This window comes from Pseudooceanicola algae (assembly GCF_003590145.2).
GTDB lineage: Bacteria > Pseudomonadota > Alphaproteobacteria > Rhodobacterales > Rhodobacteraceae > Pseudooceanicola > Pseudooceanicola algae.
On record NZ_CP060436.1, the window covers coordinates 341,355 to 367,785 of the forward strand.

A 26,431-nucleotide genomic window follows, 5' to 3' on the forward strand; every position below is an offset into this window, starting at 1 on the left:
TCAGCTGGTAGAGCAACTGATTTGTAAAGCGAGCACACGACCCTGCTCAGCAATGCTGTCGCGGTAATTACCTCATAAAAACAGACGCTTCGGTTGATCAGCCCCGCTGCTGGATGCCATGCAATTGCATAGTTGATTGCATGGAGGCGCGTGATGGCGACCCTTGAAACCACGTTCACGAAAGGCACGCTTGATAAGGCCGTGCACAAGGGTGGAGCGGCGACGCGTTACCGCGATCCTCGCTATCCCAACCTCTACATGGAAGTTGGCGCGCGCTCGAAGACGTGGCGCTATCGCAAATTCTGGAAGGGGCGCAACTTCACCGAGACGCTTGGTACATGGCCGCAGATGGCCGTGATCGAAGCCGCACAAACAGCAGCAGAGACTAACGCGCGGGTAGAGGATGCGGGCGTCACCCAGCATAGTGATCGCCCGCGCAATGCGCCGGAAGTGACGCTCCGCGCGGCCTTCCAACAGCATGTCACGCAGGCGCTCGACCCCCGGCAGAAGAAACTGACCGATACGACCGTTGCCGACTACGAAGGCGTCCTGCGCTGCCACGCTGCCGATTGGCTCGAACTGTCGATCTCGGATATTTCTCGGCAGATGGTCAACGAGCGCATCAAGTCACTTTCAGACACTCCACCGACCGCGACAAAGCTGCTACGCGCCCTATCCGCGATCTACGGCACCCAGCTTGCCTATCGCGATGATGGGTTCGAGCATGATCCTACCTACCGGGTAAAGGGATATGAAGCTGCACACCGGGAACTGCTGTTCGACGAGGCGAAACGGTGGCCCGCGCTCGACGCCATCGCGAAAGTGCCGAACCTTACGAGGCGGGCGGCATGGCTAACGCTGCTCTTTACCGGGTTCCGTATGCGCAACGTGCGCGAGCTTCGCTGGCAGGACATTGACCTTGATGAGCGCGTCCTGACCATCCCTCGACTCAAGAACGGGCAGAAGCGTACTTTCCCATTGTCCGACATGGCGGTCGAGGTACTTCGCCTTACGCCACGCTCCCACGACGTCATCGTCTTCGAAGGCCGTCACCACGGCAAATCCATCTCAAACCTTCGCCAGATCGACAGGGATGGCAACGACGTGGACAACGGCGGCGTGCTGCGCCCGCATGACACGCGCCACCTGTTTTCGTCTGCGGCAGCAAAAGCGGGTCTTTCGGGGCCTATGATCAACTGGATGCGTGGGGATGTGACCATCATGCGGGGAGCGGCTGGGCGCTATATGCATGATCTTGGGTCCCACGAAGTCGCGAACGCCGTCGCGCAACAGATCATTGCCAAGTGTGGACCTGAAACCACCATTGATCAGTTGCTGACGGTCGCTTAAATTTGTCACATCTTGCCTCCACGTCCGGACCCTGACCTATCGTGACGTGAGGCCGATCCTAGCAGAGTAGCGCGGTGCGCTCAGGGAGAAGGTTGCTGGATCGGTCATGTGGGCTTCCTAGAGAGGAAGTGTCGCATGACCGTCGTTGACGACCTTATCACTGAGTTGCGGACCGCAATCGAAGCGCAGTCCTTCCCCGAAATCATGACACCCGCACAGGCCGCGAAGTTCCTTGGCGTGTCCGAAGACTATCTGCGGGACCATCGCAAAGCGAAATCCGGACCTGCATACTCCCAGCCAGCGACGAAGATTGTCCGCTACATGCGGCACGATTTGATTGCTTGGCTGAACCGTTCGCGCGTCGCCGCATGAAAAGACCGAGGCAAGTTGGAACTCGCCCCGGTCGGACATTCAGGCTCGCAGTGAACGCAAGAGTTGGGATAACTCATTTATAGCGTTTGTTGCCGCGCGGTTCGAACAAAGTTTGAGGACCAACTTGTCCGCTTGAAGGACAAGACAATGGATAACAATCAGAAAGAGATCGTGGCAGCACTTCTGCGCCTGTGGGATGGATACGAAAAGCGGCACATCGAATTGAACCTCACGGGTGCCGAGAAAGATGAAAACGGCAAGGTAAAGCCGAAGGTCATGACCGTTGGAGGCCCGCTGACGCCCGAGCTGGCTTGGGAACATGTAAGCGGCAAGCGTTCCATAGGTGTCGCACCAGTGAAGGCCGACAGCACATGCTCGTGGGGCGTATTGGACATTGACTGGCCCGATATGCCCGAAGACGACGTGATGCTGGTGGGCGAGCGGATCAAGACGCGGGCCGCGGCATTCCGTTCGAAATCCCGCGGCCTGCATGTCTACATTTTCGTGGATGAACCGATCCCCGCTCGTCAGATGCACGATTACCTCGTCACGCTCCGTAAGCGGTTGCCGAAGGCCTGCTTCGACAAGAAGGCGCTGCGCGAGGTCGAGGTGTTTCCGAAGGCGACTCAAACTGTCGTGACGCCGGACAACGAACCCACGGCGGTCAATCTTCCCGTCTGTGGGCAGCGCCGCGAACTGGCGTGGGTTATCGGCTCCGAAGGCATGAGAACGGCGCTTGACGATGTCGATGTGCTCGGCATGTTCAACCATCTCGATCAGCATTGCCGCCTCAACGCTTCGATGGTCGGCCAGATCGCAGAACAGCAGCCCGTATTGGACGCCAGCGAGATCGGCTACAAGGTGCCGGACAACCCGGCGGGGCGGAATGACCTGCTCATGCGCATTGCCATGTCGATGCAGGCGCGCGGCTGGCCCGATACCGAGATGGATGCCGAAATTCGCAAGCTCAACGGTGATGCAACCTTCCACCATCTTTTCGCGGATGGCCCGCTGCCTGAAAGCGAAGTCGCCAACCTGCTCAAGAGCGCCAAGCGGAAGGAAAAGGGCACGCCGACACCGCTGCACTACCGTCAGGTCGAGAAGTTCAACCGGCGCTGGTCGAAGATTACGATCAATGGCACGGTCGAATACATCGACAAGGAAGCGGCCGAGTTCACCACCTTCGCGAAGCAAATGCTGTTCGACGAAACGTCCGATCAGGTAGTCCGCGTCGGCAAGTCGTTGATGCCTCTCGCCCAGCTTTGGCTTCGCGACCCGGATCATGCCAGGTTTAAAGGTGTTGTCTGCGAACCCGTCGACTATGACGGCCCGGCCTACAACGTCTGGCGCGGGTTCGCGGTGGTGCCGAAGGAGGGCGACGCTTCGGTGTTCAAGTCCTATATTCGTGACGTGCTGTGCTCCGGCGACACCGGCCTCGCGCAGTGGGTGATGATGTGGCTGGCCGATGCCGTGCAGCGCCCGACTGAACCCTCGCCGCCGTCAGCAATCGCGCTCCGCGGGCGTCAGGGCGGTGGCAAGTCCTTCCTTCAGGAGCGCGTCCTGACCCCGATCTTCGGGGAACGCTATGTCCAGAAGGTTCAGGAGTCGGAACGTCTGTTTTCGCGGTTCAATCGGTCAATCTTCGGCGCGACCTTCATTGCAGCGGAAGAGTCGATCTTTCACGGATCGGCGGCGACAGCGGCAAAGCTCAAGTCGTTCATCTCGTCGCCTAGCTGGACCTACGAGGAAAAGTTCAAGGCGACCGTGCAGGCGAAGAACGTCCACCGCCTGATCGCCACCACCAACGAAACGCAAGCGGTCCACATCGACTTCGACGACCGGCGCTGGACCGTAATCGAAGTTGGCCAACCATTCGACATGACCACCATGGATGGGCAGGAGGCAGCATATGCTTTCTGGGAGCCTTACCACGCTTTTATGCGGTCGGATGATGGCCCGTCTATCGTGCTGCACTACCTGCTCGACTATCCCGTAGACCGGCAAGCACTGACGTTCGGATATGGCACGGAGGCGAAGGCGCGGGATAAGGTGGCATCTGATCCCGTGATGGCTGTGCTGCACGAGATTGCGGAGCGTGGTGTGTGCCCGCATGATCCGAAAGCATCGGGTATCATCTCGAACAAGACCCTCGCGGATTTCGTGCACAAGGCTGGCGGGCGCAAGCTCTCGCCTGAGGAAATTGCCAACAAGCTGCTCGACCTCGTTCCCCATGCCGAAAAATCCCGCAAGGCAATGTTCTGCGAGCGGGTACATACTTCGACCGACATGTATGGCGATGCGACAGCGACCCCGATGATGGAAACGCGCCAGCGGGGCTATTACCTTGGCACGCTGGACGAGTTTCGGGCGGCTGTGTCACGGATCACGCTGCGCGCCTATGGCGAAGATGATGAGCGGCTGCCTGATGACTTCGATCCGGCTGAGTTCGACATGGCGCAGGCGGGCGGCTGGCGGGCGTGGGAGGCTGCGCAGAAGGAAGACCCTAATGGTGATCCGCCATTCTGAACTTGGGCGTGTCACGGGCGGGAAAGGCGTGTCAGGGGGTGACACGCCTTTTCTATATCAAGGGCAAGTGGTTAGGCGATTTGTGTCAGTTGTGACGCCTGTGACGGGGGTAAATCGTTAGACTCTGAAACATGAGATTTGACCACGGCTGCGCGGGCGGCGAGGCGTTGTGCTGCTACGATTATTATACTGACACAACTGACACAACTGACACAAAGGTTTGAAAACAAGGCGTTATGGCGTGTCAGGGGCGATCTTCGGTGACACGGGGTGACACGCCTTCGGGCACGTTAGCGCATTCTTGAGGTGATCCGCGCCCGCAATCTCCACCTTCTTGTTGTCAGCCAGCCGCAGTGCACCGGGTCAATTGCATCAAACCCAATTGCATGCCGATCTGATGCCCAACGAAATCAAGCCATTAAACGCTTAGCGCAGCGAATAACATATTCGTCGAGGTCGGGCCGATCCTGACCGAAGAATGTCAGCATCTATGACGCATTTAGCGAGGCAAAACCAAGCCAACGCGGCACAACTAACCAACACCAGCGACCTCGCGGTCATCTCCGCAGCCAGCTAGGCGAGCGCTGGGTATCTCGACCATCGCGCCTACCATCGTGGGGTAGAGGATTGCCGCCCGTGGCTGACGCGCTGCTAGCCTTCACTCGCGCATGATTTTTTCTGACATGTGAGCGCAGTAGCTACAGAGGTCAGGGTAGTCCGGGTTGTATTCAAATACGGTGATGTCAGTGCTGCATCGTGCGCACTCACCGCTGACGCTTTCGCCGCAGGTAAAGCAAACGCTGGCCTCGCCTGTTTCGACGTATGTGGAAGACCAACATTCTGGACAGTCGGTTATCGCCGGATTCAAGCCTTCCTTCGCCATGATGTAGGCTGAAATCTCGTATGATGTGTTAACCACCATCTGCATCATGGTTTCAAACGGAATTTCTTCGCCGCACTGGTAGCACTTTCCAATGACATCTTCTCTATCAGCATTGTCAGGGTCCGCCTGACCGATCAGAGATGAACTGCATTGGGGGCATTCCATGCGATCAAGGTCCGTGACTACTGCGGGCCAATCGACAATTTCGAGGCTCGCAAGGCACTTTTTCTGAACCTTCTCGAAGGCGGCGCGCTGTGCGAGTAGCGTATCCCAGACATCGGCAAGATGGTCATGCGGATCTTCGCCAAGCAAATTGAAAAAGTCCACCACCATAGGGAATGATGATGCTATTGCCTCGCCAAGTGCGCTCACTGGCTCCTTCAAGTGGTAGTGTTCAAGATCGTTTCGAAACCGTTGAAGCTTGTTGATGTCCGCGTCCGGCCACGGCAACCCAAAATCCTTAAACCGGGATTTGAGTTGGGTAAGATCGACAGTCGTGTACCCAACAACCTCGAGATCAACGCCGCCCTCCCCGTCAGGGATCGGCTTGAATTTCGCCCCTATGACCTCCATCGGATCAGCCTCAGGGGCTGCTCTGATCAGACATTCCTTCGCCAGCAGTAGCAGTCCGGCATAATAGTTTCGCGCCGCACTCAGCATGCGTGCATCTGGGCCGGTTTCAAAATCCTCGATGCCGAGCGCAATGGAGGTAATGGCGTTGTCAAAGATTCCTGACACGAGACCCTCTTAGGTAGAAATAAGGTGGAGACACCGTTGGACCTTGAATAGGTCACACAGAGCAGAAGCGAGGCATTACGACAAGAGCTACCGGCCCACTGAAACATCTCCATTGGGTCAATCACTTGCATCAAGTCGGAAATGCACATGAAATTCAACGGTCGAACCGAAGAGCAACGTCTTGTCGCCGGTATCCTAACGCAGGCATTCAGTGACATGTTTCTGGTGCGTGACAACTATAACGCGTCGGCGGACATTGACGCCGTTCAGGCTATCCGCTTTCTGACCGCGCGATCCGGCAGCCTAGCCGAGTGGCGGGATCAGCTATGTTCATATCTCGACCTTGATGGTGACGTGCTGGCTGCGCGCGTCCGCGCCATTCTCGACGGCAAGGCCGAACCGCCGAGTGCCGACAAGTCTGGGCGGGGATCGCATGCGTTCCAGAAGCGTGTCCATCAGGCACGCGACCGTTGGAAAAAGCTGGCACCTTAAATTTCCCCATCGCTACCTTGTACTTCGCTCGGATCAGTCGGTCGCGGTCGATACATTTCAGGTATGGGTCGCGGTGCGTGCTTTCTTGTCTTTCCATCCAGACGGGCGCGGGCGCATTGGCCGCGCCCGTTTTGGATTGATCAAGGGAGACAACTATGGCCGACGATACCAATGCTGCCATTCAGGCTTTGATCCAGCAGGTCAGCACACTCACCGAGACCGTTGAAGCGCAGTCCAAGCGGCTCGATAAGCTTCATGATTTCAATGGTCGGGTGCTGGACGAAAAGAAAGACCTCCAACGCAAACTTGCTGATCCCGGAGAACAGGCTCGGCGCCTATCTGCCGTTATCGCACAGGAGCAGGAAGACCGCCGCTTGAAAAGCGCAGGCATGGATCGTTACGAGAAGCGCTTCCACCTAAGCCGTGCCGAGGCTCGCGATCCGGCCAAATATCGTGCGGCCAAAGAAGCCGCAGAGAAGGCCGGAGCCACTTTGCAGATCGTCGATCCCGATGCAACAAATGATCGTCACTGGCGCAAAGTTCAAAAGTCCGAAATCGCCCAAACCAAGACGATTTCGCTCGACGATGAACATCACCGTGTCCGCTACGTTCGCGAGGATCACAACACGGGCGCCGGTATCGTGCAACGTCGCCTCGAAGCCGAGAAGCAAGGCTTCAAGATCACCACTTGGCGCACCCCGTCAGACCTTCCCCAACACATGCAAGCGAAGTTGCACCTGATGGAGAAAGCTCATGACGCCAACACCTGAAGACCGTGCATGCCTTGAATGGGCCTTCCGTGTCGTTCTGGGTCTTGGGCCGGAGAGCGACGTTTTTGTGCTTCGTGACCTGACCGTCGTAACCGCCGCTGGGGATGAACGGATCGACCCGTCAATCGGCCCCGATGAGGCGTTCTTCCATGCACTTGCGCAGGCGATGAAGCTTCATCTTGCGGGGATCGACCCGGCTGAGGTTCGCCACGATCTCGTCGCGGTGGGCATGGGGGTAGAGGCGGCAAATCGCGTCCATGATCATCTTCTGGATATCTCCGTTGAAGAGTGGGGCCGGTTAGGCGAGCGTGTCGTGTGGTATAGCGACGATAACGGCTCACCGATTACGGCCTCAACTCCGCTTTCGGGAGTATCCTGACATGGCTGGAAACAAGGGCTCGGGGCGGCCCAGTGTCATCAATACCCATCCAGAGAAAAAGACCATCATTCGACAGATTGTCCTTGGCGAGCACGACATGGCGGGAGGCATGTCGAAGGCGCAGATCGCGAAGCGCATCGGCATCCATCCGGACTCTGTTTCTCGGTACCGCAAAGAGCAAATCACGGAAGAGATGGTGCGCACAATCTTGGCCGATGCGCGGCGCGAAAAGCTGAACGACGATACCGGGCTGCTGAATGAAGAACGGCTAGATGTGGCCCAGAGCTATGAAACGTTGGCAAGGCGGGTCGAGAAACTGATTAGGAAAGCCGAGCAGACCGAAGACGACGGCTTCGCCCTTTCGGCCATGGAAGGTCTTCGGAAGGTCCTCCGCGACATTGCCACCATGCACGGGAAGATGGCGACCCAACTGTCGGTCGAGGTCAAGTTGGCGGAAAGCCCGGAATGGGTCACACTGAAACGCATCCTCCGCGAAGTGTGCGAAGAAGTGCCTTCGGCACGCGAACCGCTCCTTCGCCGCATGCGTCACGAGTTGCTGTCCGTCACCAAGGAGGACGGCGGTGCCTTTTGATGCCTTGATACCATGGTTTCAGGATCTGGAACGCCAGCTCGACCCCGAAGCCAGGTTGGCTCATTGGATGCAGCATCCGCCAGACCCTTGGCAGGTTGAGGCCTTCACCACAGCGGCCAGCGAAATCGCTATGCGTGTCGGGCGTCAGTCTGGCAAGACCTCTGTACTCGCGGCACGCGCTGTCGAAGAGTTGCATGTGCCGAACTCGCTTACCATCTGCGTTGCACCGGCGGAGCGGCAGGCGAAGATTATCGCACGGGAGATCGGTCAGCAGCTACAACGCACTGACCTGCTAATTGCGCGGTCGACGCTGACGGAACTCGAGATGGCGAATGGCGCGCGCGTAGTCGCCTTGCCTTCCACGTCGGACACCATCCGTGGCTATCCCTCAGTGTCGCTGTTGATCATTGACGAGTGCGCCTTCTTGCAAGGGGAGGGCGGCGGTGAAGACCTAATTTCTGGCGTGCTGCCGATGCTAACCACCAAGGGGCAGGTTTACTTTTCCTCAACGCCCGCGGGAAAGCACAACTACTTCGCGAGGTTGTTCCTCGACGCAAAGCCCGGCGACGGAATTCACCGGATTGTGGTGAAGGGAACCGATATTCCGCGTCTGGCCGAGAAAGTCGAGCGGATGCGCCGCACCCTGTCTGCAACAAAGTTTCGGCAGGAAATAGAGGTTGAGATGCTGGCCGACGGGCAAGCTTACTTCGACCTCTCGATCATTGAGCAAGCCACGAGCAAGGAGGGCGCGGTATGTCCGAAGTTCTAGAATTAGTCTACCACACCGACGGGCGGGTGGTGAATGAGACCCATCAGGACCCGGCAATCGAACGAGTTACTGGCTTCCAGCGCTATCAGATCGCCGCCGACCTTGGGCAGGCGAATGACTATTCGGCGGTTGTCGTTATCAAAGACGAGGCATTGCCAACGGTCGCTTCCAGCCGTGTCGTCATCGGCCCTCGGCGCCGCACTGTCGTCTATGCGGACCGCTTCCGTGGTGTTTCCTATGTGGATGTGGTTGATCATCTAATCCGACTGCGGAACGCGCCGCCATTCGGCGGCAAGTCGGAACTCGCCATCGACGGCACGTCCATTGGGCGGGTGGTGTCCGACATGCTCTGGGAGCAGGGTGTGGACCACAAGGCGATCCAGATGACGGGCGGGCAGGATTGGTCGCGCAAGGGCCGCTACGTGAACGCAGGCAAGACCTTCATGATCGAAAACCTCGCCGTATTGTTCGCTGCGGGCGAATTGACCTTCGCTCACAACTTACCGCTTAGGCAGGAAATCGAGGAAGACCTATCCTCGTTCACCACTCAGACGACGGCGGCTGGAAATCAGATTATCACCCAGTCACGCAACGCCTCCGGTCACGGTGATACCGGGATTGCACTGATCGTCGCGGCGTTCGCCTCGCAATACCTCGCGCCCCAAGGCATCAAGGTCAGTCACCTTTCAGGAATGTACTAGAGTGTTCGGCACCTGACAGAAGATACCGTGTGGAAGCAGGGTGTCGGACATTGGTCCGGCATCCTATTGCGAAGCGGTCAAATGACCGCTTCGAGCCCCTTTGCGGACTATCGCCGTGAGTTCAGTCGTTGTGGGTCCAGTTCTCCATTGCACGCGGGCTAAAAGAGTTTTTAGTCACGGCAGAGAGGCTGAAAGTTTTCGGAACGTTGATAGCATAGTAAGGGAATGACATCATTAGTGGCTTACGCTTCACCGTTTTCACCTGCGTCAATTGTCTTTCGCTTCTCTATGCTCAGATGTTACTTCGTCTAGGACGCGTGTTGCTGTCTGGTCGCCAGCGTTCGCCGCAGTCAGGAGTTCACTCAGAGGAGAATAGGACTGAGAATACAACCCTTTCTCTAGCAGATTGAGTACTCGGGTCGCAGCCCAGATCCAACGCTCTGCATCTAACCGGCCCACCGAGTCCGGTGTGGAAGTCACCTCGAGTTGGGAATTTGTGTCAAGATAAAGCCCCGATTGCCTTATCTTCTCGAGATTGCCTTCATGTACTGCCTCGAAGATTTTCGACAGCCAGCGTTGCTCGATCCCAAGAATCTTGATCTGGTCATCTGACATGCCGCTAAGCTGTGGCAGGAGCTCAGCGCGCAATTCTTCACGGAGTTCCAAGCTCATCGGCGGCAAGGGCTCCTTCATGCCGGGCTGGTGGCCGAGTGCTGTAAATCGTGCTGCAATCTTGTCAGACACCCCCTTCATATCGAGTTCATATTTCTGCTGAAGCGAAGCCTGAAGTACAATGAACGCCATTAAGTGCCGGAATCTATGTTGGCTGTGTACGTGTTTCGGCTTTCGCCAGCCGTTCTCGATGATATGCCCTTTGCCAGCCTCCTCAAACGCCAAAATTGAGAGGCTAAGCGCAGAACCTGCGCTCCCATTCTCCTGCAAGATTCGAGCATCGCGCAGCAATCGTTTTACGTTGGCGACTACTCCCTCAAGTGCGGATGCCTTTGCTTTGTCCATTTTGACCATTCAAAAATTCCGCTCTGCTGCTTTCTGCGCCTCACCAAAGCTCAGCTCAAGCCATTCTGTTCAAGGAGCGAAAGTCTGCTCCGTCCCGCATTTCAGCCGTTCTATTTGTGTTCGTTCCACCGAGCGCTAGCCGGAGGACACCAGGGAGCCTTCTGTCAGATGTCGAACATTAGAGACGCGCAGAGCTAGGCGCTGACGCGGTGTCCAGTGATCGTCCGAGCGTTCACCCCTTTTACGCCGCCTCAGCCTTGAGAACGTGATCCCCAATCTGCTGGTATGTCTCAAGCGGACGCAGACGCAAATGCTTATCATCTGCCTGCTCTTCCAATTCCTTCAGAGCTTCCTCCAAACGATTTTGCTGCTTATCTGACACTTGCGGATCATCTTTTGCAGGCCGCTGAAGGATCATTTCATAGTTTCGAGCGGCCATGCTATTGTGGTCTCGGACCTGAATTGTATTCAAATCCCAAAGGCGCAATTTTACTAACTCAAACGACCTTGGGAGAGACGACACTTTGAGTGTCCCAAAATTGGCAACCAATCGCGAGCCAGAGAAATCAATGACAGGTTCCTGACTGTTTCTTTTCGCGCGCCGCTGTCTGTTTTCACGAAGGTCAGCACTAAAGAAATTTGTGAAGCCGACCCTTTTGCTTTTGACATAGTCGCAAACAAGGAAAGGAAGGCGGTCACCAGATCCTTCTGTCTCGGCGGCAACTTCCACGAGCTCCCTTGAGCGGGAGTCTTGTGCCATTCCGGATAGGTAGAGCGATGAAAGCGCCGCCATCCAACTTTGCGCAATTCCTTCAAGGCTGCTGCCCTCGGCCTCTCGCGTGTCGCCAAACGCAATGCCTGATACCGCTGGGTCCGGCTCACCAATCGCCCGGCCCGCACGCTTGGCCAAGTCCTCTTGCAGATATTCACCCGCGATCTGGATCGCGCTTATCGCACCACGTGCATTGGGACCGTAGAGGCAGGTAAGGCGGTCCAGTTGGTTGGCCCACTCGAGATGGAAGCCCTGGTCATTGAAGGCAGCCACGCCCACGACGAACCTCTCGTATGAACCAGAAATCGGCTCAAAGAAAACAGGTGCCCAACGCGCTCGGACTCCGTCGCGCAGCTGGGGAAACATGTTCGTGTCTAGCGAAATTTCCATCATACCATCTGCGGCACGCCTAGTGCCTTACTTGCGTCAAGCGACACTCTAGCCGTTCTTTTCTCAAGAAATTCTTTCAGAGCTTCGGTATACTGTAGCGGCAACAGGTCAGCAATGCGACTGTTTTGCGAGGTCTCGCTGGCATCAAAGCCGTCGATCTCGACCCCAAACTGTCGAGCAGCCTTCGCGCATTTTTTCTTTTGCTCCAAGGTCATGAACCGCGTCACCCACAACCCCAACTTGTTCAAATATTCTACATCCGGGTCTAAATTTTCGGGTTGCCAGCTAGGGCCTGTAAAGCAGTGCCCATGATCAATGATCCAATACTCATTGTCCCCGCCAAATAGAAAATTTCCGGTATTCCTATCGACATTGGCTACCCAAGAGTCAAAAGCGTACAGCTGACCGAGGTCGTTCCACTTGGCTATTTCAGAAACCAGAGCGCTCTTGCCCGAGTCATCAGAGCCTTTCCATCGGTAGGTCATATTCGGAACTTTCACATCGACGCTCACGAATGCCAAATGGGAGCCATCTTGTAGCTGCGGCGCTTTATTGATCGGAAGGACGCCCGGACGAACTAATCCAAGGTAGCAGTCTGGGATTGGCAAATTGGCTTCCCGAGCCAAACAAAATACGATCAATTCGTTGCAGAGTTGAATTAAATTGAGGTCCTTTATGACGGCTAGACGTTCTTCTCCGTCATCGGTGAGAACCGGACCGCGGAATGTGTCGTTCACATTGCCGTCTTTAAATCCCTCAGCCCCAACTAAAACCGAGGCAAGTCGAACTTCAGACATGGAAATCCTTAACAAATGTCGGTTACTTGCCTTGATACACACGCAATACGAGCGTGAGCAAGAGGTTAGCCGCCAGTAGCAACTACTACGCGGGTGCGCGCCCGAGATATTGGATCGCGACTTCTTGGCAGGCCTTAGCCATAGCCTTTGCTACCGTGCGCAAGTTCCTCTGCGTCACGATTGCGCGCATGCGCGGACCATTCGCGGTCGATTGTACCACGCCATGCTCAAAGAGCAGAAATCTTCGGCTCTCATCCTCGAACGTTATCGGTTTCAGCAATGGCTGCAACTGACTGAAGAACAGGATCGTTTCGCTGGGTTTATCAGGGTCGTCTGAAAAGAGCTTCCATAGGTCGTTCTCATCGACTTTGCCGTCATACTCGATGTGGGTCACGGCGCTCTTGGGTTCCCGACAGTTACACTCGTGAGGCGCAAGGGCTGGACCCGGCCAGCAAACTCGCTGCGATACGCCTCGAAGGCCTGTCTCACTCGCTCTACAACGGTATCCCGAGTTGGGCGAGGCTCCGGCGGTGTTTCCTTGCGCCGACGTTTGACCGTCACATAGACAAATTCTTCATCCGCGTGCGTATCGGAAATGTCCCATCCCTTGCCCAAGGACTTGTTCACGAACTTCGACGCGGCGTCGATCTCGTGTTCTTTCTTGGATTTGTCCGCGGCATCGAATTTCTGCCGTTCCGCCGCTAACAGGGCATGGCAGGTCGGCACCAAGACCTCGTCAATTTCTCCGGTGTCGTGGAAGTGCTGAGCAGCTTCCTTAACCGTTTTCTCGTGCTCCTCAGCGGAGGCTATATCGTCCTCCAGCTCGGCAACACGAGCCTTTAGCCGCGCCAGTTGTTCAAGTGCCTTGTTGTAGTCGTTCTTGGCCTTCTGGGTCGCGTCGTTTGCCTCGCGCTTGGTTGCTGCGAACAGGTCGTCCAAGTCGAGGTTGGGCACCCCCTCAATGAGGCGCTTCAACTGATCGGTCGGGCTGCTGCCGTCCGGGTGATACAGGAAACCGTCGCGCAACTCAGCCATCCCACACCTCTAGGTCTGGAACATCGGAACCGAGAGTACGCTCGATAAGGAGGCCACGTCCTCCTGCGTGATGAAAGCAGACGGGGCTGCACTGGAAGTCGATTTGGGTGGCAACCTTGACCATCTGGGCAAAGGCTCGCCGCTCGAAGCGCATTGCTCTTGTTGCGTTGGTGTCGAAGTCGACAAGGTAATCGCTCGTAAAGCGCTTCGTCTTCCTGTCGAAGATGCGGGCGATCATGCCACGAGGCGATATGTAGACGTCTTTGTGCAACTTGTTCGTTGAAAGGGTGCGACGGAAGTCCTCACGGGTCTGGGCGCTGACGGCCTTTCCGCTGTGGAAATTCCAGTAGTTGTCTAATGTCGCTGCACGTGCTTCAGAGATTCTTGGAGCGTCACCGCACCGGAAATGCTGTCGCCAATCGACAAGCAGCTCTTGTCCATTGCTCCACATGAACAGTTGTGCTTCGCCAGCCAGCAAAAGAGCGTCTGGCGGCTCGCCAAAGGCTTCAAGTGTTCTGAATGCAGCCGGGCTAAACTTGAGACCGGGCAGGTCATTCTCACCGATCTCAAACTCCAGAATCAAACTGTTGGTGACGACGTGGAGCTTGCCGGCGATGAGATGCACCCATGTCTCGACGGGGTCGCCTGATCGCTTAACGAAAGGTGCAAGGAAGACCAGTCCATCGACAAAGTCCGGCGGCAAAGCAAACCTGTCACCCTCCACCGGGTCGGTGGAAAGTGGCTGGCTGTAGGGCCGTGTATTCGTGAACGTCTGCAACATCGGTGTCGAAAAGGCCTTGGACTTCAGTCAGTAAGCGTCAACGAGAGGATGTAGTCAACCTCCCGCCCGGACTCCGGGCCTGCTGTTACGGCTATAAATTTAGGAACGAGTGATTTTTGCCGGATTGCGCTTTGTCCGCAGGTCGTTTAAACGCACGATCAGCGCTCGGTGGCGCACCAGAGGTCAATTGCATGACAATTGCATGATGGTGGAAGTCGAGTTCGTCAAAACCACGAAAACACACATGTTTTCAACGGTTTGCCCCTATAGCTCAGCTGGTAGAGCAACTGATTTGTAATCAGTAGGTCCGCGGTTCGAGTCCGTGTGGGGGCACCACAAATCATTGAAATTACTGAATACTTTAAGTATTCAGTTGTATGCGTCCGAGCGTCCGAGTTTGTCCGAATTCGGACGGGCAGTTTCTATGCCAAATGATGCTGCCAGCAATATTTTTCTGAAGTACTGCTTGGTCACGGGGCGTGACCTGCGTATATGATTATTTCCAATTGGATCACTCTGAAGTGACAGGTGATCCGGCTCGGGAGGCCGCATCATGAAACACGAACTGATTGGAGTAGGCCTCTACACTCCCAGCGAAGCGGGGCGCCTGACCGGCACGGCCTCTGGGAAGATCAGTCGCTGGCTGAAGGGGCACGATGCGAACGGGAAGCACTACGATCCGTTGTGGCAAGGTGACATTCCAACCGACGATGGGCCCGTGCTGCTAAGCTTCCGGGATCTGATGGAGACCAGGGTGGTGAATGCTTTCATAACCATGGGGGTTTCACCGGTTCGGATGCGGGCGGCGCTCAACTTGGCGCGCGAGGTCATCGGCGCCAGTCATCCTTTCTCCACAAATCGTTTCAGGACCGATGGTCGCGAGATCTTCCTTCACGTGATCGAAGACGACGAAAACGGCGAGCAGCGAGAGCACCTCCTCAATCTATTTCGCCGCCAATATTCGTTCCGGGAAGTTCTGGATCCGGTGTTGAGAACCGTTGAGTTCGACGATGGCGGAAACCCCTTGCTGTGGTGGCCCCGGGGAAGGCGGACGAACATCGTTCTGGACCCGCGCAGATCATTTGGGGCCCCCATCGAAGCGACGACGAGCGTGCCTACAGAGGTTCTTGCTGAGTACGCGGCGCACCAAGGCGAGGCGGAAACCGCCATTGCCTATGACGTTCCACTGGAAGCCGTTCGACGGGCCGTGGAGTTCGAGCAGATCCTCAAGGGGCCGATGGCTGCTTGAAGGTTTTCTTCGATAACTGCACCTCGCCGGTGCTGGCGTCTACTCTGAACGGGTATCTGTGCCACTACGATCATGAAGCCCTGCATATCAAGGATGTGCAAGGCCTGCCTGCCGGGCGGCACTCGACGGATGAAGACTGGATCAAGTTTCTGAGCGCGAGCCCTGAGGCCTGGATCTTCATTTCGGCAGATCGACGCATCCTAAAAAACAGAGGAGAACGCGCCGCGCTGCGTTCGGCCGGTCTTCACGGCTTTATCCTGGCAAAGGGCTTTCAGAAGCAGACGTCGGCAAAGAATGCCGGTTCCCTGGTTCAGCGCTGGCCGGATATCGAGAACTTAGTTTCCTTGATGTCACCGCCTGTGATCTTTGAAATTCCCGTTAGCGGAAAGATTAAATCCTTACCGTTTTAGGTGTGTTCTGCCGATGCAGCTATCGGGATCGTCGAAAGAAAGTGAGCTATTACGAAATGAGGCTGACACTACCAACTGCGAAGTGCGAAATTTATGTTGATGGCTTTTCCGGTCAAGATTTGTTGGGGCGCGCCGAGACAGGTAAACAGCTTACCGCTTTGGTGGATCGGCTGGAAGATCCAGTTGTCATCGCACTAGATGGCCCTTGGGGAAGTGGTAAATCATACTTCTTGCAGCGATGGGCAGGGGCGCATCATAATGAGTTCTCTGGCAATTCAACGGTCATATACCTGGACGCGTTCAAGAACGATTATCTGGATGATCCGCTCATCGCACTCACCGCTGCGATAGCTGATCGATTTGAGAAAGCTGAAGAGGCCGGCCGGGGCAGGTCTTGGGAAAGGGCCAAGCGAGCCGCTGTGTCGCTCTCGCGGCCAGCTTTTCGGATTGGCTTGGCCATGGGGACCGCAGGTTTAAGTGAAGTTGTTGGCCCCGCCCTTGATGCGGCTCTGAAAGCCGCCGGTGAAGACATCGAGCAGCGAGCGGAAGATGCTTTCTGGGCAGCCGAGCAGAGCCGCCGGGCGGCGATGGAGCAATTCAGAGGGGCCTTGGATGCCATAACCGCCGGTGGGGAGGGGGAAGATGAGGGGTCTCCAATTGTAATCGTTGTTGATGAACTGGATCGCTGCCGGCCTGATTATGCTCTTGCGATGCTGGAAGTAGCGAAGCATTTTTTTTCGGTGCCCCGAGTGCATTTTGTCTTGGGTGTCAACATGAACGCACTCCAGCACATTGTCAGGGCGCGTTATGGAGTGAGCGTTGATGCGGCGGAATACCTCAAGCGGTTCGTATCTATTGTCCTCAATCTCCCAGAAAGTTCTGATCAATATGGTCGCACTGTAGCTTCTTATACATACTTTGAAGCGGTTGCGGCTCGAATGGAGATACCCCATTCTATCTCTAAGACGCTTCTTGGTCCGCACGTGAAACTTTTGGCGAAATCCGGAAACTTATCGTTGAGAGATGTTGAGCGGCTTTTGTCGCATGCGGTTTTAGTGCCGGATTTTGAATCATTGATACGTTATCGTTCCGGCTACCAAGTGGTAGTGGCTTCATGCTTGATCTTAAAGGCGTTGCGGCCAGAATTGTACGATGCCGCAATTAAGAACAGTATTGCCATTGAACAGATCGACGATTTTTATGGCATCACAGCAGAAATGATTGGTGCGGATCAAGCCTCGAGACGCAGCGGCAAGTTTTCTCAAGATGCTATGATGATCAACAAGTGCTGGAGCTTTATTATATCCGGCGGAGAAAGCGAGAAAAGCGACGAGAAAAGGGAGCTGCTGTCAAGAATGTTTGATGAATTTGGTGATGTTCATTTACCGAGTTTTGTTCGGTCAATCGGGGAGAGCCACTTCTCGAATTTTAGATTAATCGGATGAGCGTCGCTGGGCCTTTGTTAGGGCTTAGAGTACCTTTATTTTCGCCACATCCAAAGTTGCAGAAATGGCTGAGGGGGGTGGCTCTGTATGGGGGAGGCTAATAGAAGAAGCGCGAGTAGGGCCGAAATTCTAAAGTCGGCAAAGAGGTGCGTTTATTGCAGCTCTACTTCCGCGACCACAATTGAACATATGCCGCCACGCGGCATGTTTGAAGGGAAGGACCGCCCGAGCGGATGGGAGTTCGCTTGCTGTGATCGCTGCAATGAAGGTTCTCGGGGCTCTGATGCCGTCGCTCAGCTTTTTGCCTTGATTGAGCCCATATCGGTGAGCGGATGGAAGGGTGATCAAATATCTAGGGCAATGGCCGCAGTTAGAAAGCAAGCACCGAAAGTGCTCTCGGAGTTGAGTCCGCTGGGCAAGTCTCGGCCAGTGCTCTTGAACCGGAAAGGTTTGCTGCATGAAGCGGTCGAACTGAAAGCGGACGGTCCAGCAACAAAAGCTCACCTCGATGTATTTGCTGCAAAGATGGCCATGGCAACTTTTGCGACATACATCGGTCGACCGATGAACATGGATGGGATCATCTACACACAGTGGTTTCTCAATCGTGGAATGGGCCAAGATGCCTATCACGCCTCATTGTCGATCATGCCGAGTTTTGATGAACTCCGGCAAGGAAGGAAGACCTCTGGAAAGCAATTCCACCTTCATTACAACACTGATTTAAGTAGCTTAATTGTGGGCCTTATTTCTTTTCATGGATGTCTTACCGTCATGCTTGTTGCTTCCGATGGAGATGAGTTTAGGCCAACTCTCGATAATATGTTGCAAAGGATGATTGGTCCTCACAGACCGGGCTCTCAACTTACGGAGCCAGGGTTGCCAAACCTAGAATTCCTTCGATCCTAGATTGGGTGATACCGTTATTTGAAATGCAGGATCTCATCTAAAGCGCTGCGCCAGCGAGCACAGTACCCCGGGTTCAATCAGGTTCCGATCATAAGGCAGGCTGAGGGTGGGTACGTCGGCCATCTTCTCGGATCAATCCATGTCGTTCAGCCCGTCAAACTAAGGGGCTGTTCCGGCAGGGATTGCACATGCGGTTGCCCGGTCCGTCGCTGAGGAACTGGCCGCCGCAGCACAGGCAGTTCCGGGTCTTCTGGCGGCGCTGGCGTTCCAGGCGGGTGGCGGCGCTGTGGGCGGTGTATTCGCAGGAATAGCCGCGGGTGAGCTGGCGGGGACCTTCGAATACGGCCCAGCCGTCACGGGATCCCCGGACGGCGAGGGGCACTGCTTGGGTCATGGCTTTTCCTTTCCATCATGGGGCCGGCGGATCGCGCCGATCGCGCGGCTGGCCGTCTCGAAACTTGCCGGCATGTAGGTATCCATCAGCTGCGCGTTCTGCGCGGCCGTGTTGCCTAGGACATCGCCCACGTCATCCTTCGTGGCGCCGCCCTGGCGCGCCCAGACGCTGCCGGTGCGGCGCAGGTCGCGGTACTGGATGGTGGCGCAGCTGGGCAGGTCCTCGGCCGCGCGGTTGCGCAGGCGCTGCCAGTCCTTCTGGAACTCGTCCAGGGTCCAGAGACCATTGCGGCCCGGCAGCAGGGGAATGTCCATGTCGCCTGCTGCCTCGGCTTGGGCCACGCGGCGCAGGACCAGGGGCAGGTTCTCGGGGTGAACGGGCAGGGCGCCTTCCGTCTTTCGCTTGGAGCGGGTGAAGATCCAGACCCAGTTGGTGCGCTCGACGATTTCGTCGCCGTCGATCGTGCGCGTGACAATGCGCCGGAAGGCGCTGACCCGGGCGGCGAGCACATCGGTCTGTCGCTGTCCCTGGAACAGAGACAGGCGCATTGCGTCGGCCGTGGCGCGGGCGCGGTCATCGCCCAGAGCCTCGGCCGCCGCTTCCAGGGCGGCCAGCTCGGCCCCCGAGACGATGCGCCGGCGTGGCTCCGGCACGGCGATGCCCAGCTTGCTGCAGGGGTTCGAGTTCTGCGGCCGCCATTCGATCCGCTCGGCATAGGCCATGAGGATCGACATCATGGCGATCACGCGTTTGGCTTGGGTGGCGCCGCGTTCGCGCTGCAAGGTCTTGGCCCAGCGATACATCACGCCATGGGTGATATCGGTGGCCAGCTCGTCTGCCCACTTGTCCTCGATGATCTGCAGCCAGCCGCGGTAGCTGCGCTGTGTGGCAGGTTCGCGATCGGGCAGCTCGTCCCGGCGGTAGTCGCCGATCAGCGCGCCGATGGTGCGCCCGCCGCGCCGGATCTGGTCCGCATCCTCCGGTGCCTTGCCGGCCTTGAGGGCCTGGCGGGCGCGGTTGGCCAGGCGGCGCGCCTGGGTGATGGTCCATCCCGGGCGCTCGGCATCGAGCTCGATCGAGCTGATCCCCAGATCGCGCTGCTGGGTGCTGGGTTCCCACCAGACGCGCCAGGTCCCGTCCGCGCGCTGGCGTTGGCGCAGCCCCGTCACCTTGTCCGCGATCGGCTTACGGATCCGGCTCATTGGTGGGCCTTCCAGGCGTCGGCCTTCTTGCGCACCTGGGCAATCCAGTTGCGGCAGGCAGCGGCAAACCCGGAGGCACCGGACGCGCGGAACCCGAGCAGGGAGATGTAGACATCGGAATAGCCCTCCGAGATCCGGGCGGGATTGTCCTGTCGCGTGGTCAATTCCCGGGAAAGCACGGTCACGGCCTCTCGATAGCGCCGATGACTTGCGGCCCAGTCGGAGCCTTCGATTGCGGGAAGGGTGTCCAGCATCGCGGCCAGCTCGTCAGCGGCGCTGAGAACACGGCTGCGATGGGCGGCATCGGAAAAGTCGGTCATGCGCTTCCTGCCTTCTGCATGAGGTGATCGAGGCGTGTGCGCGGCGGTGGCGCCGGCCGCTCCTCTTCGACAAGGCCCTGGCGATCGAGCCAGGCCAGAACGGCGCTGCGGCGCCAGAGCATGGGGCTGAGCGAATGGGGCATCGGCGGCGGGAAATCGTGGTCCCGTTCCAGCCAGTCCCGTTTGACTAGGAAGGAGGCGCGGCCGGACAGTTCCAGCAGTGACGCGACCTCTTCGGAGGTGATGAACAGCGTCCGGTGCATGGGGTCTCCTTTCAGGCGGGGCTCGGGATTGTCTCGATGACCTGCGCCACGGCCCCGGTCACCGGCAGCAGCACGGCGCGCGAGGCGACGCGGGCAAAGGTCATGTTCGTGCGGGTCGCGCCGGGCAGGGCGGCCAGGGCATCGGCCCAGCGGTCCGCCCAGGGCGTGGTTTCGAAATGCTGTGCCAGGAAGGCGACGGACCGGCCGGAAGCGATGCAGAGCATGCCTTCTTCCGGCCGGATCCGGAGGCCGCCATAGGCGAGCTGGCGGTTGGCGGCCTTCTGGTCCGCGCCCACTTCCCCCAAAGCGGTGCGGATCCAGTCGGCGACGCGGCACGGCCTGTCTCCATCCGAGAAGTAAGGCCGCGCCAGCAGGTGCGCGAGGCAGTCCATGCCGGTCTCGATCGAGCAGTAGCCATCGGTCACGTCGATCCCTTCCAGCTTCTGCCCGGGGCGCAGGCTGCGGCGCGCCATGCGCAGCGCTTCGTCACGGTTGGACGCGGGGATCGTGTATTGACGGCATACGGTCTCCGTCACGGTCGCGCGGTAGTGGCGCAAACCGTCGATATCGGCATGAGATGTCATGGTGTTACCTAGTCTGAAAAGCGATCTGCCAGAGCTTGGCCGAAACGGGCCAGAGCCTGCCGGTCGTCCTGACCGAGCTCCGTGGCGTAGTCGCAGAACTCGTCGAAGTTCATGGAGGGCGGCGAGACCAGGTCCGCGATCTTTGCCAGCACGTAGGGGGTCTGTTCCATCTTATCGACAAGCTCCGACACGATTTCATCGCGCAGGACGCCCGTATGGAAATGATAATCGCTCATGGGAACCTTGGGGGGTATCCCCGCGCGCGCCCGGCGCGGGGGTGTTGGGACAACAGGCCGGCAGGATTGGGATGTCTACCGGGGGCGCCCCGACGGGAACGTCAGGCCGCGCCAGGCGCGGGCTTGTCTGTCGATACCTGGGGGCGGTGGTCTTCGAGGAAGATCACCTTCGGGTCGAGCTGCCCGATTTCGATCCGATAGGCGGTGCGCCACTGGATCAGCTCGTCGAACAGCGGGCCGATGGCCGCCAGCAGGGCCTCTGCCTCTGCCCGCGAGGGGATTTCGCCGCGATGGGCCGCATAGGCGCAGTCGCGCAGGGTGCAGAGCTGCGGATCCCCGATGGGGCCCGGCTGCGCGAGGGGTATTCCGTCGTGATGTGCCACGAGAGCCTCCTGAGCATGTTTCTGCCCTTGAGTTAGGAGACGTGACCCGTGACTGTCAACTAAAAAAGTTAGGAAATGTAAAAGTAATCCTCGGATATGTAACTCAACATCCGCACGTAATAGCTGTTTAGCTTCCTGCTGTGAAATTCTCGAATGGTGTAGTTGAATACGGATGCCACCCCTCCGCCAAGCACCATTGAGACCAGTATCAGCATATCTTCGCCGGTCCGGAATTCGGATGCGAGAAGGAGATACGCCCCGATGGTTCCCAGTATAAAGGTGCAAATTGTAGCGAGCATTGCCGCTTCGCCGCTGGCTATTCGGATCTCCCTTCGGATCGCCGCTTGAGCGCGAAGGAAGCGGTCATAGTCTTTCTTCTCACTTGCATCCTAGAGCATTCGGCTTGCGTATTCCAGATCCCTAATCCGCGTTGCGCTCACCCATGCCCCACCTAACTTCGCCATGACGCAATGACCTTTGCTCTGATGACCACATTCACAAAGTCCACGATATGTATCCTCTGGTCGAGATTGGGTCCGGCTGCGGGTACGAGGGCGGGCGGATCATACTTTCGCAGTATCGTGGTCTTGCCCTTATTGCCCCAGTTTGCGACGTCGGCGACTACAATGTCTCCCGGTTTGCAGAGTTCGGACAGGCCTCGATCTGCAAGGATGATGTCGCCAGGCATATAGCCGCACATTGAGACCGCGTAGCTGTTGACCTCCCACATTTCAGAGTTCTCGTTGAGGCCAAGCGCGCCAGCTACCTCTGTGGCCTTCCTGTGAGTTGTGTTTCCCTGGTGAAGCGCCAGAAGTTCGCTCTGGTCGCTGCGAACCAAGAGGCGATGCGCGTTCTCCTCGCTGAGAGCGCCAGGTGGTCGCGTCCTACGCGCAGTGGTGGGAGTGTCTGCCTGAATGGGCATGCTTTCCTTGGGGGGCTGTGATTGCAGGACCACCCCTGCACGTGTCAGCACCTCGTCGATCGGCACTTCTAGGGCATCGGAGAAAGCTTGCGCCCACTCCAGCGTCATTTTCTGACGCCCGTTATAGATGTGGGATACATTTGAGCGCGACTTTCCAAGGCGACCGGCAATCGCATCGGCCGTTACGCCGACCTTCTTTTGTTGGGCTTTAAACCATTTGTCATCCATCGCGAGAGAGGTAAGCACCCGTTACTAGTAACGCGAGGTAGAAAAACTAAAAAAGTGAGTGACAGGGGCTTTCCGCTCAAGCTATATCTCGTGTCATGACCAGTCACCTCACACCACTTGCGGTATGCGAACGCATGATCGGCCCTATCGAGCTGATTTCCGTGCTTTGCGGGTATTCCGAAAAGGCCGCGTATCGCTGGCGTCACCCGTCGAACACGCGGGCCGGCGGCGATTTCCCGTCACTGCGGGATCTTCGCCGGCTGCATGCCCATGTCCGCGCCCATGACCTGCCTCTGAAGCCGGAATGGCTGATCTGGGGCGCCTTCGAGGACGAGGTGGAGGCGGCAATCCGCGCCCATCCCTGTCCCCTGCCGCTTGTGGCCCGGCTCCGCCCGGAGGTGGCCGCGCAATGATGTTCCCCCCGTCCCACAGCCTGTTGCCTTGCCGGACTGCCTCGATGGACGGGCACCTGGGGCCGGTGCGCGAAAGGCGCGCCGGTCCCCCTTTCTCTTCCTGTTCCGGAGGGCGTGCGGGCAGCGCGTGCTTCGGGCGCGGGCGCTGCCTCATCCTCCTCCCGAGGCTGGCGCCCGCGCATGTTTTCGGATCGGCCGCTTCGAGCAGACACCCCACGGGTGGAAGCGGTCGCGAGCGGCGGGGCAGGGTTGCCGGGCAGCCATCCCGCCTCGCCGCGACAAGGGGGCGGGCATGAGTGTGGCAAAGCTCAAGGTCCTGGCCTGGGTGGCCGGGATGCAGGCGCGGACCAGCACGCTGCTGGAAAGCAGCCTGCGCAGCCAGCTTGAGGATCGCATTGCCGCTCTGCCTCAGGGCGATGCGCTGCGCCAGCTGGTCGAGGCCTTTCTGTCGGCAATGGACGCCGCGGCGCGGGATCCCGGCGCGCGGATCGCGGCGGGCGAAGCGCTGGTCGGCGGTGTTCGTCATCTCGCCCTGGCCGAGGCCGGGGACAATATCAGGAGGATTTCCGGTGAATGACCGCATGAGCCTGCAAGACCAGATCGCGATCAATGCCGCCATGGCGCTGGTGTTGACCGTCGTTGCCGATCCGGCCCGTGAGAAGATGCACCTGGCCATCCTGCGCGAGGCGGCATCGCAGATGGTCGATGGCCGCCCGCGGTTCGAACCGTTCCTCGATGCGGCGCGCGCCATGGTGGGTGCCGCCCAGGTCCGGCCTGGCGGATCCGGCGCCGACTGGACCCGCGCCACCTGGCAAATGAAGGACGCGCTGCGCGCTATCGTGGAATGGCGTCTGGGTGAAGCACAGGAGAAGGCGGATGCGCGCCGGGCGGTTGCGGCGTGACCGGCGTGGATACTCTGATGCAGCGCCTCGTCCAGGAAGAGCAGCTGGCCCGGCGCCGTCTTCGCGCGGCGCATCTGGTCGAGACGCTGGCCGGCGCGATCGCGGTGCTGGACGTGCCGGTCAGCCTGGAGCGCCGGGGCGGAGCCATGGTGTTAACCTTGGACTTTTGGAATCCTTCGGATCCATGCGCAGACGCCGGTGGGCAGGACATCGCGCTTGCTGCGCAGCCGATCGAGATGGCCGGTTCGGATCCCTTCAAAGCGGCCACGCCAATCGCACAGGCCCAGGCTTCAGCTGTCGATGAAGATCCTGCACCGGAAGCGGGCACGGATGACGTTGAGGTCGAACCGGAGAGCGCAAATGCAGCAGCGGACAGCGCGCCAGTCCCGGGGCCCTTGGCGTTGCCGGAAAGCGCCCCGGTCATCCTCAAAGTCGTACAGGCCCACTTGAACGCGCTTGGATACATCAGCCCCTGGTGCCCGCAAACGGATCACCAGCTGATCGCGCGTTTGACCGACGGCTTGAAGCTGCCCGCCGTCGCACAGGAGCTGGGCATCCCGGTCGATGACTGCCGCAAGAGGTTCTCCGCGCTTTGCCCGCAAACCGATTGGGATGCGCAGCTGCGCCTTCTGCGGGTCTTGGGCTGCCGGGCCGGGCTGAAACAGCCCGTCTCGGACGAGGCCTGATGCCATGTCCGCAGCCATGCGCCAGACCTACTCCCTGGACGAGATCAAGCACATGCTGATCGCGCGGCTCGAGGACGTGGTGGCGCGCTATGCGCCGCCTGCCCATGGCAGCTACCGGGCGCATGGCAAGTTCTTCACCCTGAACCCCGGCCGGGCCGACCGTCACGTGGGCAGTTTCTGCGTGACGATGCAGGGGGCCAGCCGGGGGCGATGGAACGACTATGCCGTCGGCGATGTGCCGGGCCAGGGATTTGGCGACGTGCTGGACCTGATTGCGCTGTCGCTTGGCTGTTCCACCACCGATGCGATCCGTGAGGCGCGGGGTTTTCTGGGCTTGCAGACCGCCAGTGCCGAGGACGTGGCGCGGCATCGGGCGGCGGCAGAGAGATCCCGTCGCCTGCAGGCAGAGGCAGCTGCCAAGGAAAAGGCCGCACGGGCGAACCGTGCGAAGGCGGCGCGCGCGATCTGGCATTCCGGCCAGGCCCGCCTGCGCGACACGCCGGTGGACCACTACCTGCGCGGCCGCAGCATCGACCTGTCCCGCCTGGGGCGCCAGCCCGGCGTCCTGCGGTACGTACCGGACTGCCGGTATCAGCATATGGATCGGGAGAGCGGCGAGATCATCGAAGGGCGACATCCGGCGATGGTCGCGGCCGTCACCGATCGGCAGGGCCGGACCGTGGCTTGCCATCGCACCTACCTCGGCATCGGTCCCGATGGCTGGGGCAAGGCGGCAGTGCCGCAGGCCAAGAAGGTGCTGGGCGATTATGCCGGTGCCTATGTGCCGCTCTGGAAGGGCATGGGGCCACGCGGAGGGAAGCCGCCCGCACTGCACGAGGCAGAGCCGGGCCAGCACGTCTTCATCGCGGAAGGCATCGAGGATGCCCTGTCGGCCGTGCTGTTGCTGGACGGCTTGCCGCGGGTGATCGCGGCGATTTCGCTCTCCAACCTCGGCCAGGTCGCGCTGCCGCCAACCGTGTCCCGCGTCACGCTGATTGCGGACCAGGACGAGGGCGAGCAGGCCCGCGCTGCACTTGATCTGGCAATTGCCCAGCACCGCCGCGCCGGGCGCGAGGTGCGCCTATGGCGCAATGAGTGGGGCGGCAAGGATCTGAACGATGCGCTTCGGATGCTAAAGGCAAAGGAGGAAGGGTCATGATGCGACTGTCCGATCAGCGGTTCGAAACCGGCGACGAATGGGTGGCGGCCTTGCCTGGTCGGTTGCGGACCGCAGCGGCACTGACCTCCGAGGGAAAATCGATCCGCATTGATGTTCTGATGAGCCCCGAGATGGCCCGGCAGGCGGCGCGACAGCTGGATCTTCTGGCGCGGTCGCGGCCCGAGCTTGGCGAGGTGCCCATCTGCCTGCCGCAAGCCGAACCATTTTCGCGAAGGGCGCTCGGCAGTGTCCTGATCGTCTGGACCATGATCCTGGCGGCCATCGCGATCCTGGTCGCGGTCATCTAGGCGACCCGACCGAATGCAAGCCGGTGCGCAAGACACCGGGGAAACTCAAGATCC

At 58.6% G+C, this 26,431-nt stretch carries 34 protein-coding genes and 1 tRNA gene; 20 read left to right on the plus strand and 15 right to left on the minus strand.

Annotated features, from left to right (window positions below):
• Positions 1-153 precede the first annotated feature (153 nt).
• The 3 genes from PSAL_RS01605 to PSAL_RS01615 all read left to right on the plus strand — a co-directional run bounded on the left by PSAL_RS01605 (position 154) and on the right by PSAL_RS01615 (position 4,248).
• Complete coding sequence (locus PSAL_RS01605) at positions 154-1,350, plus strand: tyrosine-type recombinase/integrase (RefSeq protein WP_119837982.1); 1,197 nt, start codon at positions 154-156, stop codon at positions 1,348-1,350.
• Between the two features lie 135 nt (positions 1,351-1,485).
• Entirely contained in the window at positions 1,486-1,722 is a 237-nt protein-coding gene (locus PSAL_RS01610) for a helix-turn-helix transcriptional regulator (RefSeq protein WP_119837981.1), read from the plus strand.
• Positions 1,723-1,869: 147 nt separating this feature from the next.
• Positions 1,870-4,248, plus strand: a complete 2,379-nt coding sequence (locus tag PSAL_RS01615; RefSeq protein WP_119837980.1) for a DUF5906 domain-containing protein — start codon at positions 1,870-1,872, stop codon at positions 4,246-4,248.
• Between the two features lie 658 nt (positions 4,249-4,906).
• Here the strand turns inward: PSAL_RS01615 and PSAL_RS01620 are convergent.
• Complete coding sequence (locus tag PSAL_RS01620) at positions 4,907-5,869, minus strand: hypothetical protein (RefSeq protein ID WP_119837979.1); 963 nt, start codon at positions 5,867-5,869, stop codon at positions 4,907-4,909.
• Between the two features lie 147 nt (positions 5,870-6,016).
• Between PSAL_RS01620 and PSAL_RS01625 the strand changes: the two genes are divergently transcribed.
• The 6 genes from PSAL_RS01625 (at position 6,017) to PSAL_RS01650 (ending at position 9,572) form a co-directional block, all read left to right on the plus strand.
• Positions 6,017-6,361, plus strand: a complete 345-nt coding sequence (locus tag PSAL_RS01625; RefSeq protein ID WP_119837978.1) for a hypothetical protein — start codon at positions 6,017-6,019, stop codon at positions 6,359-6,361.
• A gap of 155 nt (positions 6,362-6,516) precedes the next feature.
• Positions 6,517-7,131, plus strand: coding sequence for a hypothetical protein (locus PSAL_RS01630; protein ID WP_119837977.1), 615 nt, complete (start codon positions 6,517-6,519; stop codon positions 7,129-7,131).
• Complete coding sequence (locus PSAL_RS01635) at positions 7,115-7,510, plus strand: hypothetical protein (RefSeq protein ID WP_147407598.1); 396 nt, start codon at positions 7,115-7,117, stop codon at positions 7,508-7,510. The genes PSAL_RS01630 and PSAL_RS01635 overlap by 17 nt, the downstream gene beginning before the upstream one ends.
• A gap of 1 nt (position 7,511) precedes the next feature.
• Complete coding sequence (locus tag PSAL_RS01640) at positions 7,512-8,102, plus strand: helix-turn-helix domain-containing protein (RefSeq protein WP_147407597.1); 591 nt, start codon at positions 7,512-7,514, stop codon at positions 8,100-8,102.
• Positions 8,092-8,871 (plus strand): terminase large subunit domain-containing protein, encoded by a 780-nt coding sequence (locus PSAL_RS01645; RefSeq protein WP_119837975.1) that lies wholly within the window; start codon positions 8,092-8,094, stop codon positions 8,869-8,871. The genes PSAL_RS01640 and PSAL_RS01645 overlap by 11 nt, the downstream gene beginning before the upstream one ends.
• A complete protein-coding gene (locus tag PSAL_RS01650; RefSeq protein WP_119837974.1) occupies positions 8,856-9,572 on the plus strand; it encodes a hypothetical protein in 717 nt (238 codons plus the stop codon). Before PSAL_RS01645 ends, PSAL_RS01650 begins: the two co-directional genes overlap by 16 nt.
• A 267-nt stretch (positions 9,573-9,839) precedes the next feature.
• Here the strand turns inward: PSAL_RS01650 and PSAL_RS01655 are convergent, their stop codons facing one another.
• From PSAL_RS01655 to PSAL_RS01680, 6 genes are all read right to left on the minus strand, one after another.
• Positions 9,840-10,589 carry an AbiV family abortive infection protein gene (locus PSAL_RS01655; protein WP_196222708.1) on the minus strand — a complete coding sequence of 250 codons (750 nt, stop codon included), beginning with the start codon at positions 10,587-10,589 and terminating at the stop codon, positions 9,840-9,842.
• A gap of 241 nt (positions 10,590-10,830) precedes the next feature.
• On the minus strand, positions 10,831-11,727 hold the full coding sequence (locus PSAL_RS01660; RefSeq protein WP_196222707.1) for a hypothetical protein: 897 nt from the start codon (positions 11,725-11,727) through the stop codon (positions 10,831-10,833).
• Positions 11,728-11,750: 23 nt separating this feature from the next.
• On the minus strand, positions 11,751-12,548 hold the full coding sequence (locus tag PSAL_RS01665; protein ID WP_147407595.1) for a HipA family kinase: 798 nt from the start codon (positions 12,546-12,548) through the stop codon (positions 11,751-11,753).
• An 85-nt stretch (positions 12,549-12,633) separates the two neighbouring features.
• Positions 12,634-12,942 (minus strand): hypothetical protein, encoded by a 309-nt coding sequence (locus PSAL_RS01670; protein WP_119837970.1) that lies wholly within the window; start codon positions 12,940-12,942, stop codon positions 12,634-12,636.
• Positions 12,939-13,583, minus strand: a complete 645-nt coding sequence (locus tag PSAL_RS01675) for a hypothetical protein (RefSeq protein ID WP_119837969.1) — start codon at positions 13,581-13,583, stop codon at positions 12,939-12,941. The genes PSAL_RS01670 and PSAL_RS01675 overlap by 4 nt, the downstream gene beginning before the upstream one ends.
• Positions 13,576-14,364, minus strand: a complete 789-nt coding sequence (locus tag PSAL_RS01680) for a hypothetical protein (RefSeq protein ID WP_119837968.1) — start codon at positions 14,362-14,364, stop codon at positions 13,576-13,578. Before PSAL_RS01680 ends, PSAL_RS01675 begins: the two co-directional genes overlap by 8 nt.
• Positions 14,365-14,624: 260 nt before the next feature.
• On the opposite strand from PSAL_RS01680, the gene PSAL_RS01685 reads away from it, so the two are divergent.
• The 5 genes from PSAL_RS01685 (at position 14,625) to PSAL_RS01705 (ending at position 18,377) form a co-directional block, all read left to right on the plus strand.
• Positions 14,625-14,700 (plus strand) — tRNA-Thr (locus PSAL_RS01685).
• A gap of 217 nt (positions 14,701-14,917) precedes the next feature.
• Positions 14,918-15,613 (plus strand): hypothetical protein, encoded by a 696-nt coding sequence (locus PSAL_RS01690; protein ID WP_119837967.1) that lies wholly within the window; start codon positions 14,918-14,920, stop codon positions 15,611-15,613.
• Entirely contained in the window at positions 15,610-16,023 is a 414-nt protein-coding gene (locus tag PSAL_RS01695) for a PIN-like domain-containing protein (protein ID WP_119837966.1), read from the plus strand. Before PSAL_RS01690 ends, PSAL_RS01695 begins: the two co-directional genes overlap by 4 nt.
• A gap of 41 nt (positions 16,024-16,064) precedes the next feature.
• A complete protein-coding gene (locus PSAL_RS01700; protein ID WP_147407594.1) occupies positions 16,065-17,468 on the plus strand; it encodes a KAP family P-loop NTPase fold protein in 1,404 nt (467 codons plus the stop codon).
• Between the two features lie 204 nt (positions 17,469-17,672).
• Positions 17,673-18,377 (plus strand): hypothetical protein, encoded by a 705-nt coding sequence (locus PSAL_RS01705; RefSeq protein WP_147407593.1) that lies wholly within the window; start codon positions 17,673-17,675, stop codon positions 18,375-18,377.
• Between the two features lie 154 nt (positions 18,378-18,531).
• Here the strand turns inward: PSAL_RS01705 and PSAL_RS01710 are convergent, their stop codons facing one another.
• From PSAL_RS01710 to PSAL_RS01745, 8 genes are all read right to left on the minus strand, one after another.
• The gene (locus tag PSAL_RS01710) at positions 18,532-18,771 is read right to left on the minus strand and encodes a hypothetical protein (RefSeq protein WP_119837964.1); all 240 of its coding nucleotides are present in this window, start codon (positions 18,769-18,771) and stop codon (positions 18,532-18,534) included.
• Complete coding sequence (locus PSAL_RS01715) at positions 18,768-19,973, minus strand: hypothetical protein (protein ID WP_119837963.1); 1,206 nt, start codon at positions 19,971-19,973, stop codon at positions 18,768-18,770. The genes PSAL_RS01710 and PSAL_RS01715 overlap by 4 nt, the downstream gene beginning before the upstream one ends.
• A complete protein-coding gene (locus PSAL_RS01720) occupies positions 19,970-20,293 on the minus strand; it encodes a hypothetical protein (protein ID WP_119837962.1) in 324 nt (107 codons plus the stop codon). Before PSAL_RS01720 ends, PSAL_RS01715 begins: the two co-directional genes overlap by 4 nt.
• A complete protein-coding gene (locus PSAL_RS01725) occupies positions 20,290-20,556 on the minus strand; it encodes a hypothetical protein (protein ID WP_119837961.1) in 267 nt (88 codons plus the stop codon). Before PSAL_RS01725 ends, PSAL_RS01720 begins: the two co-directional genes overlap by 4 nt.
• Before the next feature lie 11 nt (positions 20,557-20,567).
• Positions 20,568-21,140: a hypothetical protein gene (locus PSAL_RS01730; protein WP_119837960.1), complete on the minus strand. Its 573-nt coding sequence runs from the start codon at positions 21,138-21,140 to the stop codon at positions 20,568-20,570.
• Positions 21,141-21,148: 8 nt separating this feature from the next.
• Positions 21,149-21,376: a hypothetical protein gene (locus tag PSAL_RS01735; protein WP_119837959.1), complete on the minus strand. Its 228-nt coding sequence runs from the start codon at positions 21,374-21,376 to the stop codon at positions 21,149-21,151.
• Between the two features lie 101 nt (positions 21,377-21,477).
• Complete coding sequence (locus tag PSAL_RS01740) at positions 21,478-21,759, minus strand: hypothetical protein (RefSeq protein WP_119837958.1); 282 nt, start codon at positions 21,757-21,759, stop codon at positions 21,478-21,480.
• A gap of 451 nt (positions 21,760-22,210) precedes the next feature.
• Entirely contained in the window at positions 22,211-22,909 is a 699-nt protein-coding gene (locus PSAL_RS01745) for a helix-turn-helix domain-containing protein (RefSeq protein WP_119837956.1), read from the minus strand.
• Between the two features lie 134 nt (positions 22,910-23,043).
• On the opposite strand from PSAL_RS01745, the gene PSAL_RS01750 reads away from it, so the two are divergent.
• From PSAL_RS01750 to PSAL_RS01775, 6 genes are all read left to right on the plus strand, one after another.
• Positions 23,044-23,322, plus strand: coding sequence for a hypothetical protein (locus PSAL_RS01750; protein WP_147407592.1), 279 nt, complete (start codon positions 23,044-23,046; stop codon positions 23,320-23,322).
• 292 nt (positions 23,323-23,614) lie between these two features.
• A complete protein-coding gene (locus PSAL_RS01755; protein ID WP_119837954.1) occupies positions 23,615-23,899 on the plus strand; it encodes a hypothetical protein in 285 nt (94 codons plus the stop codon).
• Between the two features lie 4 nt (positions 23,900-23,903).
• Positions 23,904-24,224 (plus strand): hypothetical protein, encoded by a 321-nt coding sequence (locus PSAL_RS01760; protein ID WP_119837953.1) that lies wholly within the window; start codon positions 23,904-23,906, stop codon positions 24,222-24,224.
• 17 nt (positions 24,225-24,241) lie between these two features.
• Positions 24,242-24,910 carry a hypothetical protein gene (locus PSAL_RS01765; RefSeq protein WP_147407591.1) on the plus strand — a complete coding sequence of 223 codons (669 nt, stop codon included), beginning with the start codon at positions 24,242-24,244 and terminating at the stop codon, positions 24,908-24,910.
• A 4-nt stretch (positions 24,911-24,914) separates the two neighbouring features.
• Complete coding sequence (locus tag PSAL_RS01770) at positions 24,915-26,069, plus strand: DUF7146 domain-containing protein (RefSeq protein WP_119837951.1); 1,155 nt, start codon at positions 24,915-24,917, stop codon at positions 26,067-26,069.
• Positions 26,066-26,377 (plus strand): hypothetical protein, encoded by a 312-nt coding sequence (locus tag PSAL_RS01775; RefSeq protein WP_119837950.1) that lies wholly within the window; start codon positions 26,066-26,068, stop codon positions 26,375-26,377. Before PSAL_RS01770 ends, PSAL_RS01775 begins: the two co-directional genes overlap by 4 nt.
• Positions 26,378-26,431: the final 54 nt, after the last annotated feature.

Coding starts and splice junctions, on each gene's coding strand:
- PSAL_RS01605 (WP_119837982.1), top strand. CDS start 154: ATGGCGACCCTTGAAACCACGTTCACGAAAGGCACGCTTGATAAGGCC.
- PSAL_RS01610 (WP_119837981.1), top strand. CDS start 1,486: ATGACCGTCGTTGACGACCTTATCACTGAGTTGCGGACCGCAATCGAA.
- PSAL_RS01615 (WP_119837980.1), top strand. CDS start 1,870: ATGGATAACAATCAGAAAGAGATCGTGGCAGCACTTCTGCGCCTGTGG.
- PSAL_RS01625 (WP_119837978.1), top strand. CDS start 6,017: ATGAAATTCAACGGTCGAACCGAAGAGCAACGTCTTGTCGCCGGTATC.
- PSAL_RS01630 (WP_119837977.1), top strand. CDS start 6,517: ATGGCCGACGATACCAATGCTGCCATTCAGGCTTTGATCCAGCAGGTC.
- PSAL_RS01635 (WP_147407598.1), top strand. CDS start 7,115: ATGACGCCAACACCTGAAGACCGTGCATGCCTTGAATGGGCCTTCCGT.
- PSAL_RS01640 (WP_147407597.1), top strand. CDS start 7,512: ATGGCTGGAAACAAGGGCTCGGGGCGGCCCAGTGTCATCAATACCCAT.
- PSAL_RS01650 (WP_119837974.1), top strand. CDS start 8,856: ATGTCCGAAGTTCTAGAATTAGTCTACCACACCGACGGGCGGGTGGTG.
- PSAL_RS01655 (WP_196222708.1), bottom strand. CDS start 10,589: ATGGACAAAGCAAAGGCATCCGCACTTGAGGGAGTAGTCGCCAACGTA.
- PSAL_RS01660 (WP_196222707.1), bottom strand. CDS start 11,727: ATGTTTCCCCAGCTGCGCGACGGAGTCCGAGCGCGTTGGGCACCTGTT.
- PSAL_RS01665 (WP_147407595.1), bottom strand. CDS start 12,548: ATGTCTGAAGTTCGACTTGCCTCGGTTTTAGTTGGGGCTGAGGGATTT.
- PSAL_RS01675 (WP_119837969.1), bottom strand. CDS start 13,583: ATGGCTGAGTTGCGCGACGGTTTCCTGTATCACCCGGACGGCAGCAGC.
- PSAL_RS01680 (WP_119837968.1), bottom strand. CDS start 14,364: ATGTTGCAGACGTTCACGAATACACGGCCCTACAGCCAGCCACTTTCC.
- PSAL_RS01690 (WP_119837967.1), top strand. CDS start 14,918: ATGAAACACGAACTGATTGGAGTAGGCCTCTACACTCCCAGCGAAGCG.
- PSAL_RS01705 (WP_147407593.1), top strand. CDS start 17,673: ATGTTTGAAGGGAAGGACCGCCCGAGCGGATGGGAGTTCGCTTGCTGT.
- PSAL_RS01710 (WP_119837964.1), bottom strand. CDS start 18,771: ATGACCCAAGCAGTGCCCCTCGCCGTCCGGGGATCCCGTGACGGCTGG.
- PSAL_RS01715 (WP_119837963.1), bottom strand. CDS start 19,973: ATGAGCCGGATCCGTAAGCCGATCGCGGACAAGGTGACGGGGCTGCGC.
- PSAL_RS01720 (WP_119837962.1), bottom strand. CDS start 20,293: ATGACCGACTTTTCCGATGCCGCCCATCGCAGCCGTGTTCTCAGCGCC.
- PSAL_RS01725 (WP_119837961.1), bottom strand. CDS start 20,556: ATGCACCGGACGCTGTTCATCACCTCCGAAGAGGTCGCGTCACTGCTG.
- PSAL_RS01730 (WP_119837960.1), bottom strand. CDS start 21,140: ATGACATCTCATGCCGATATCGACGGTTTGCGCCACTACCGCGCGACC.
- PSAL_RS01735 (WP_119837959.1), bottom strand. CDS start 21,376: ATGAGCGATTATCATTTCCATACGGGCGTCCTGCGCGATGAAATCGTG.
- PSAL_RS01745 (WP_119837956.1), bottom strand. CDS start 22,909: ATGGATGACAAATGGTTTAAAGCCCAACAAAAGAAGGTCGGCGTAACG.
- PSAL_RS01750 (WP_147407592.1), top strand. CDS start 23,044: ATGATCGGCCCTATCGAGCTGATTTCCGTGCTTTGCGGGTATTCCGAA.
- PSAL_RS01755 (WP_119837954.1), top strand. CDS start 23,615: ATGAGTGTGGCAAAGCTCAAGGTCCTGGCCTGGGTGGCCGGGATGCAG.
- PSAL_RS01760 (WP_119837953.1), top strand. CDS start 23,904: ATGAGCCTGCAAGACCAGATCGCGATCAATGCCGCCATGGCGCTGGTG.
- PSAL_RS01765 (WP_147407591.1), top strand. CDS start 24,242: ATGCAGCGCCTCGTCCAGGAAGAGCAGCTGGCCCGGCGCCGTCTTCGC.
- PSAL_RS01770 (WP_119837951.1), top strand. CDS start 24,915: ATGTCCGCAGCCATGCGCCAGACCTACTCCCTGGACGAGATCAAGCAC.
- PSAL_RS01775 (WP_119837950.1), top strand. CDS start 26,066: ATGATGCGACTGTCCGATCAGCGGTTCGAAACCGGCGACGAATGGGTG.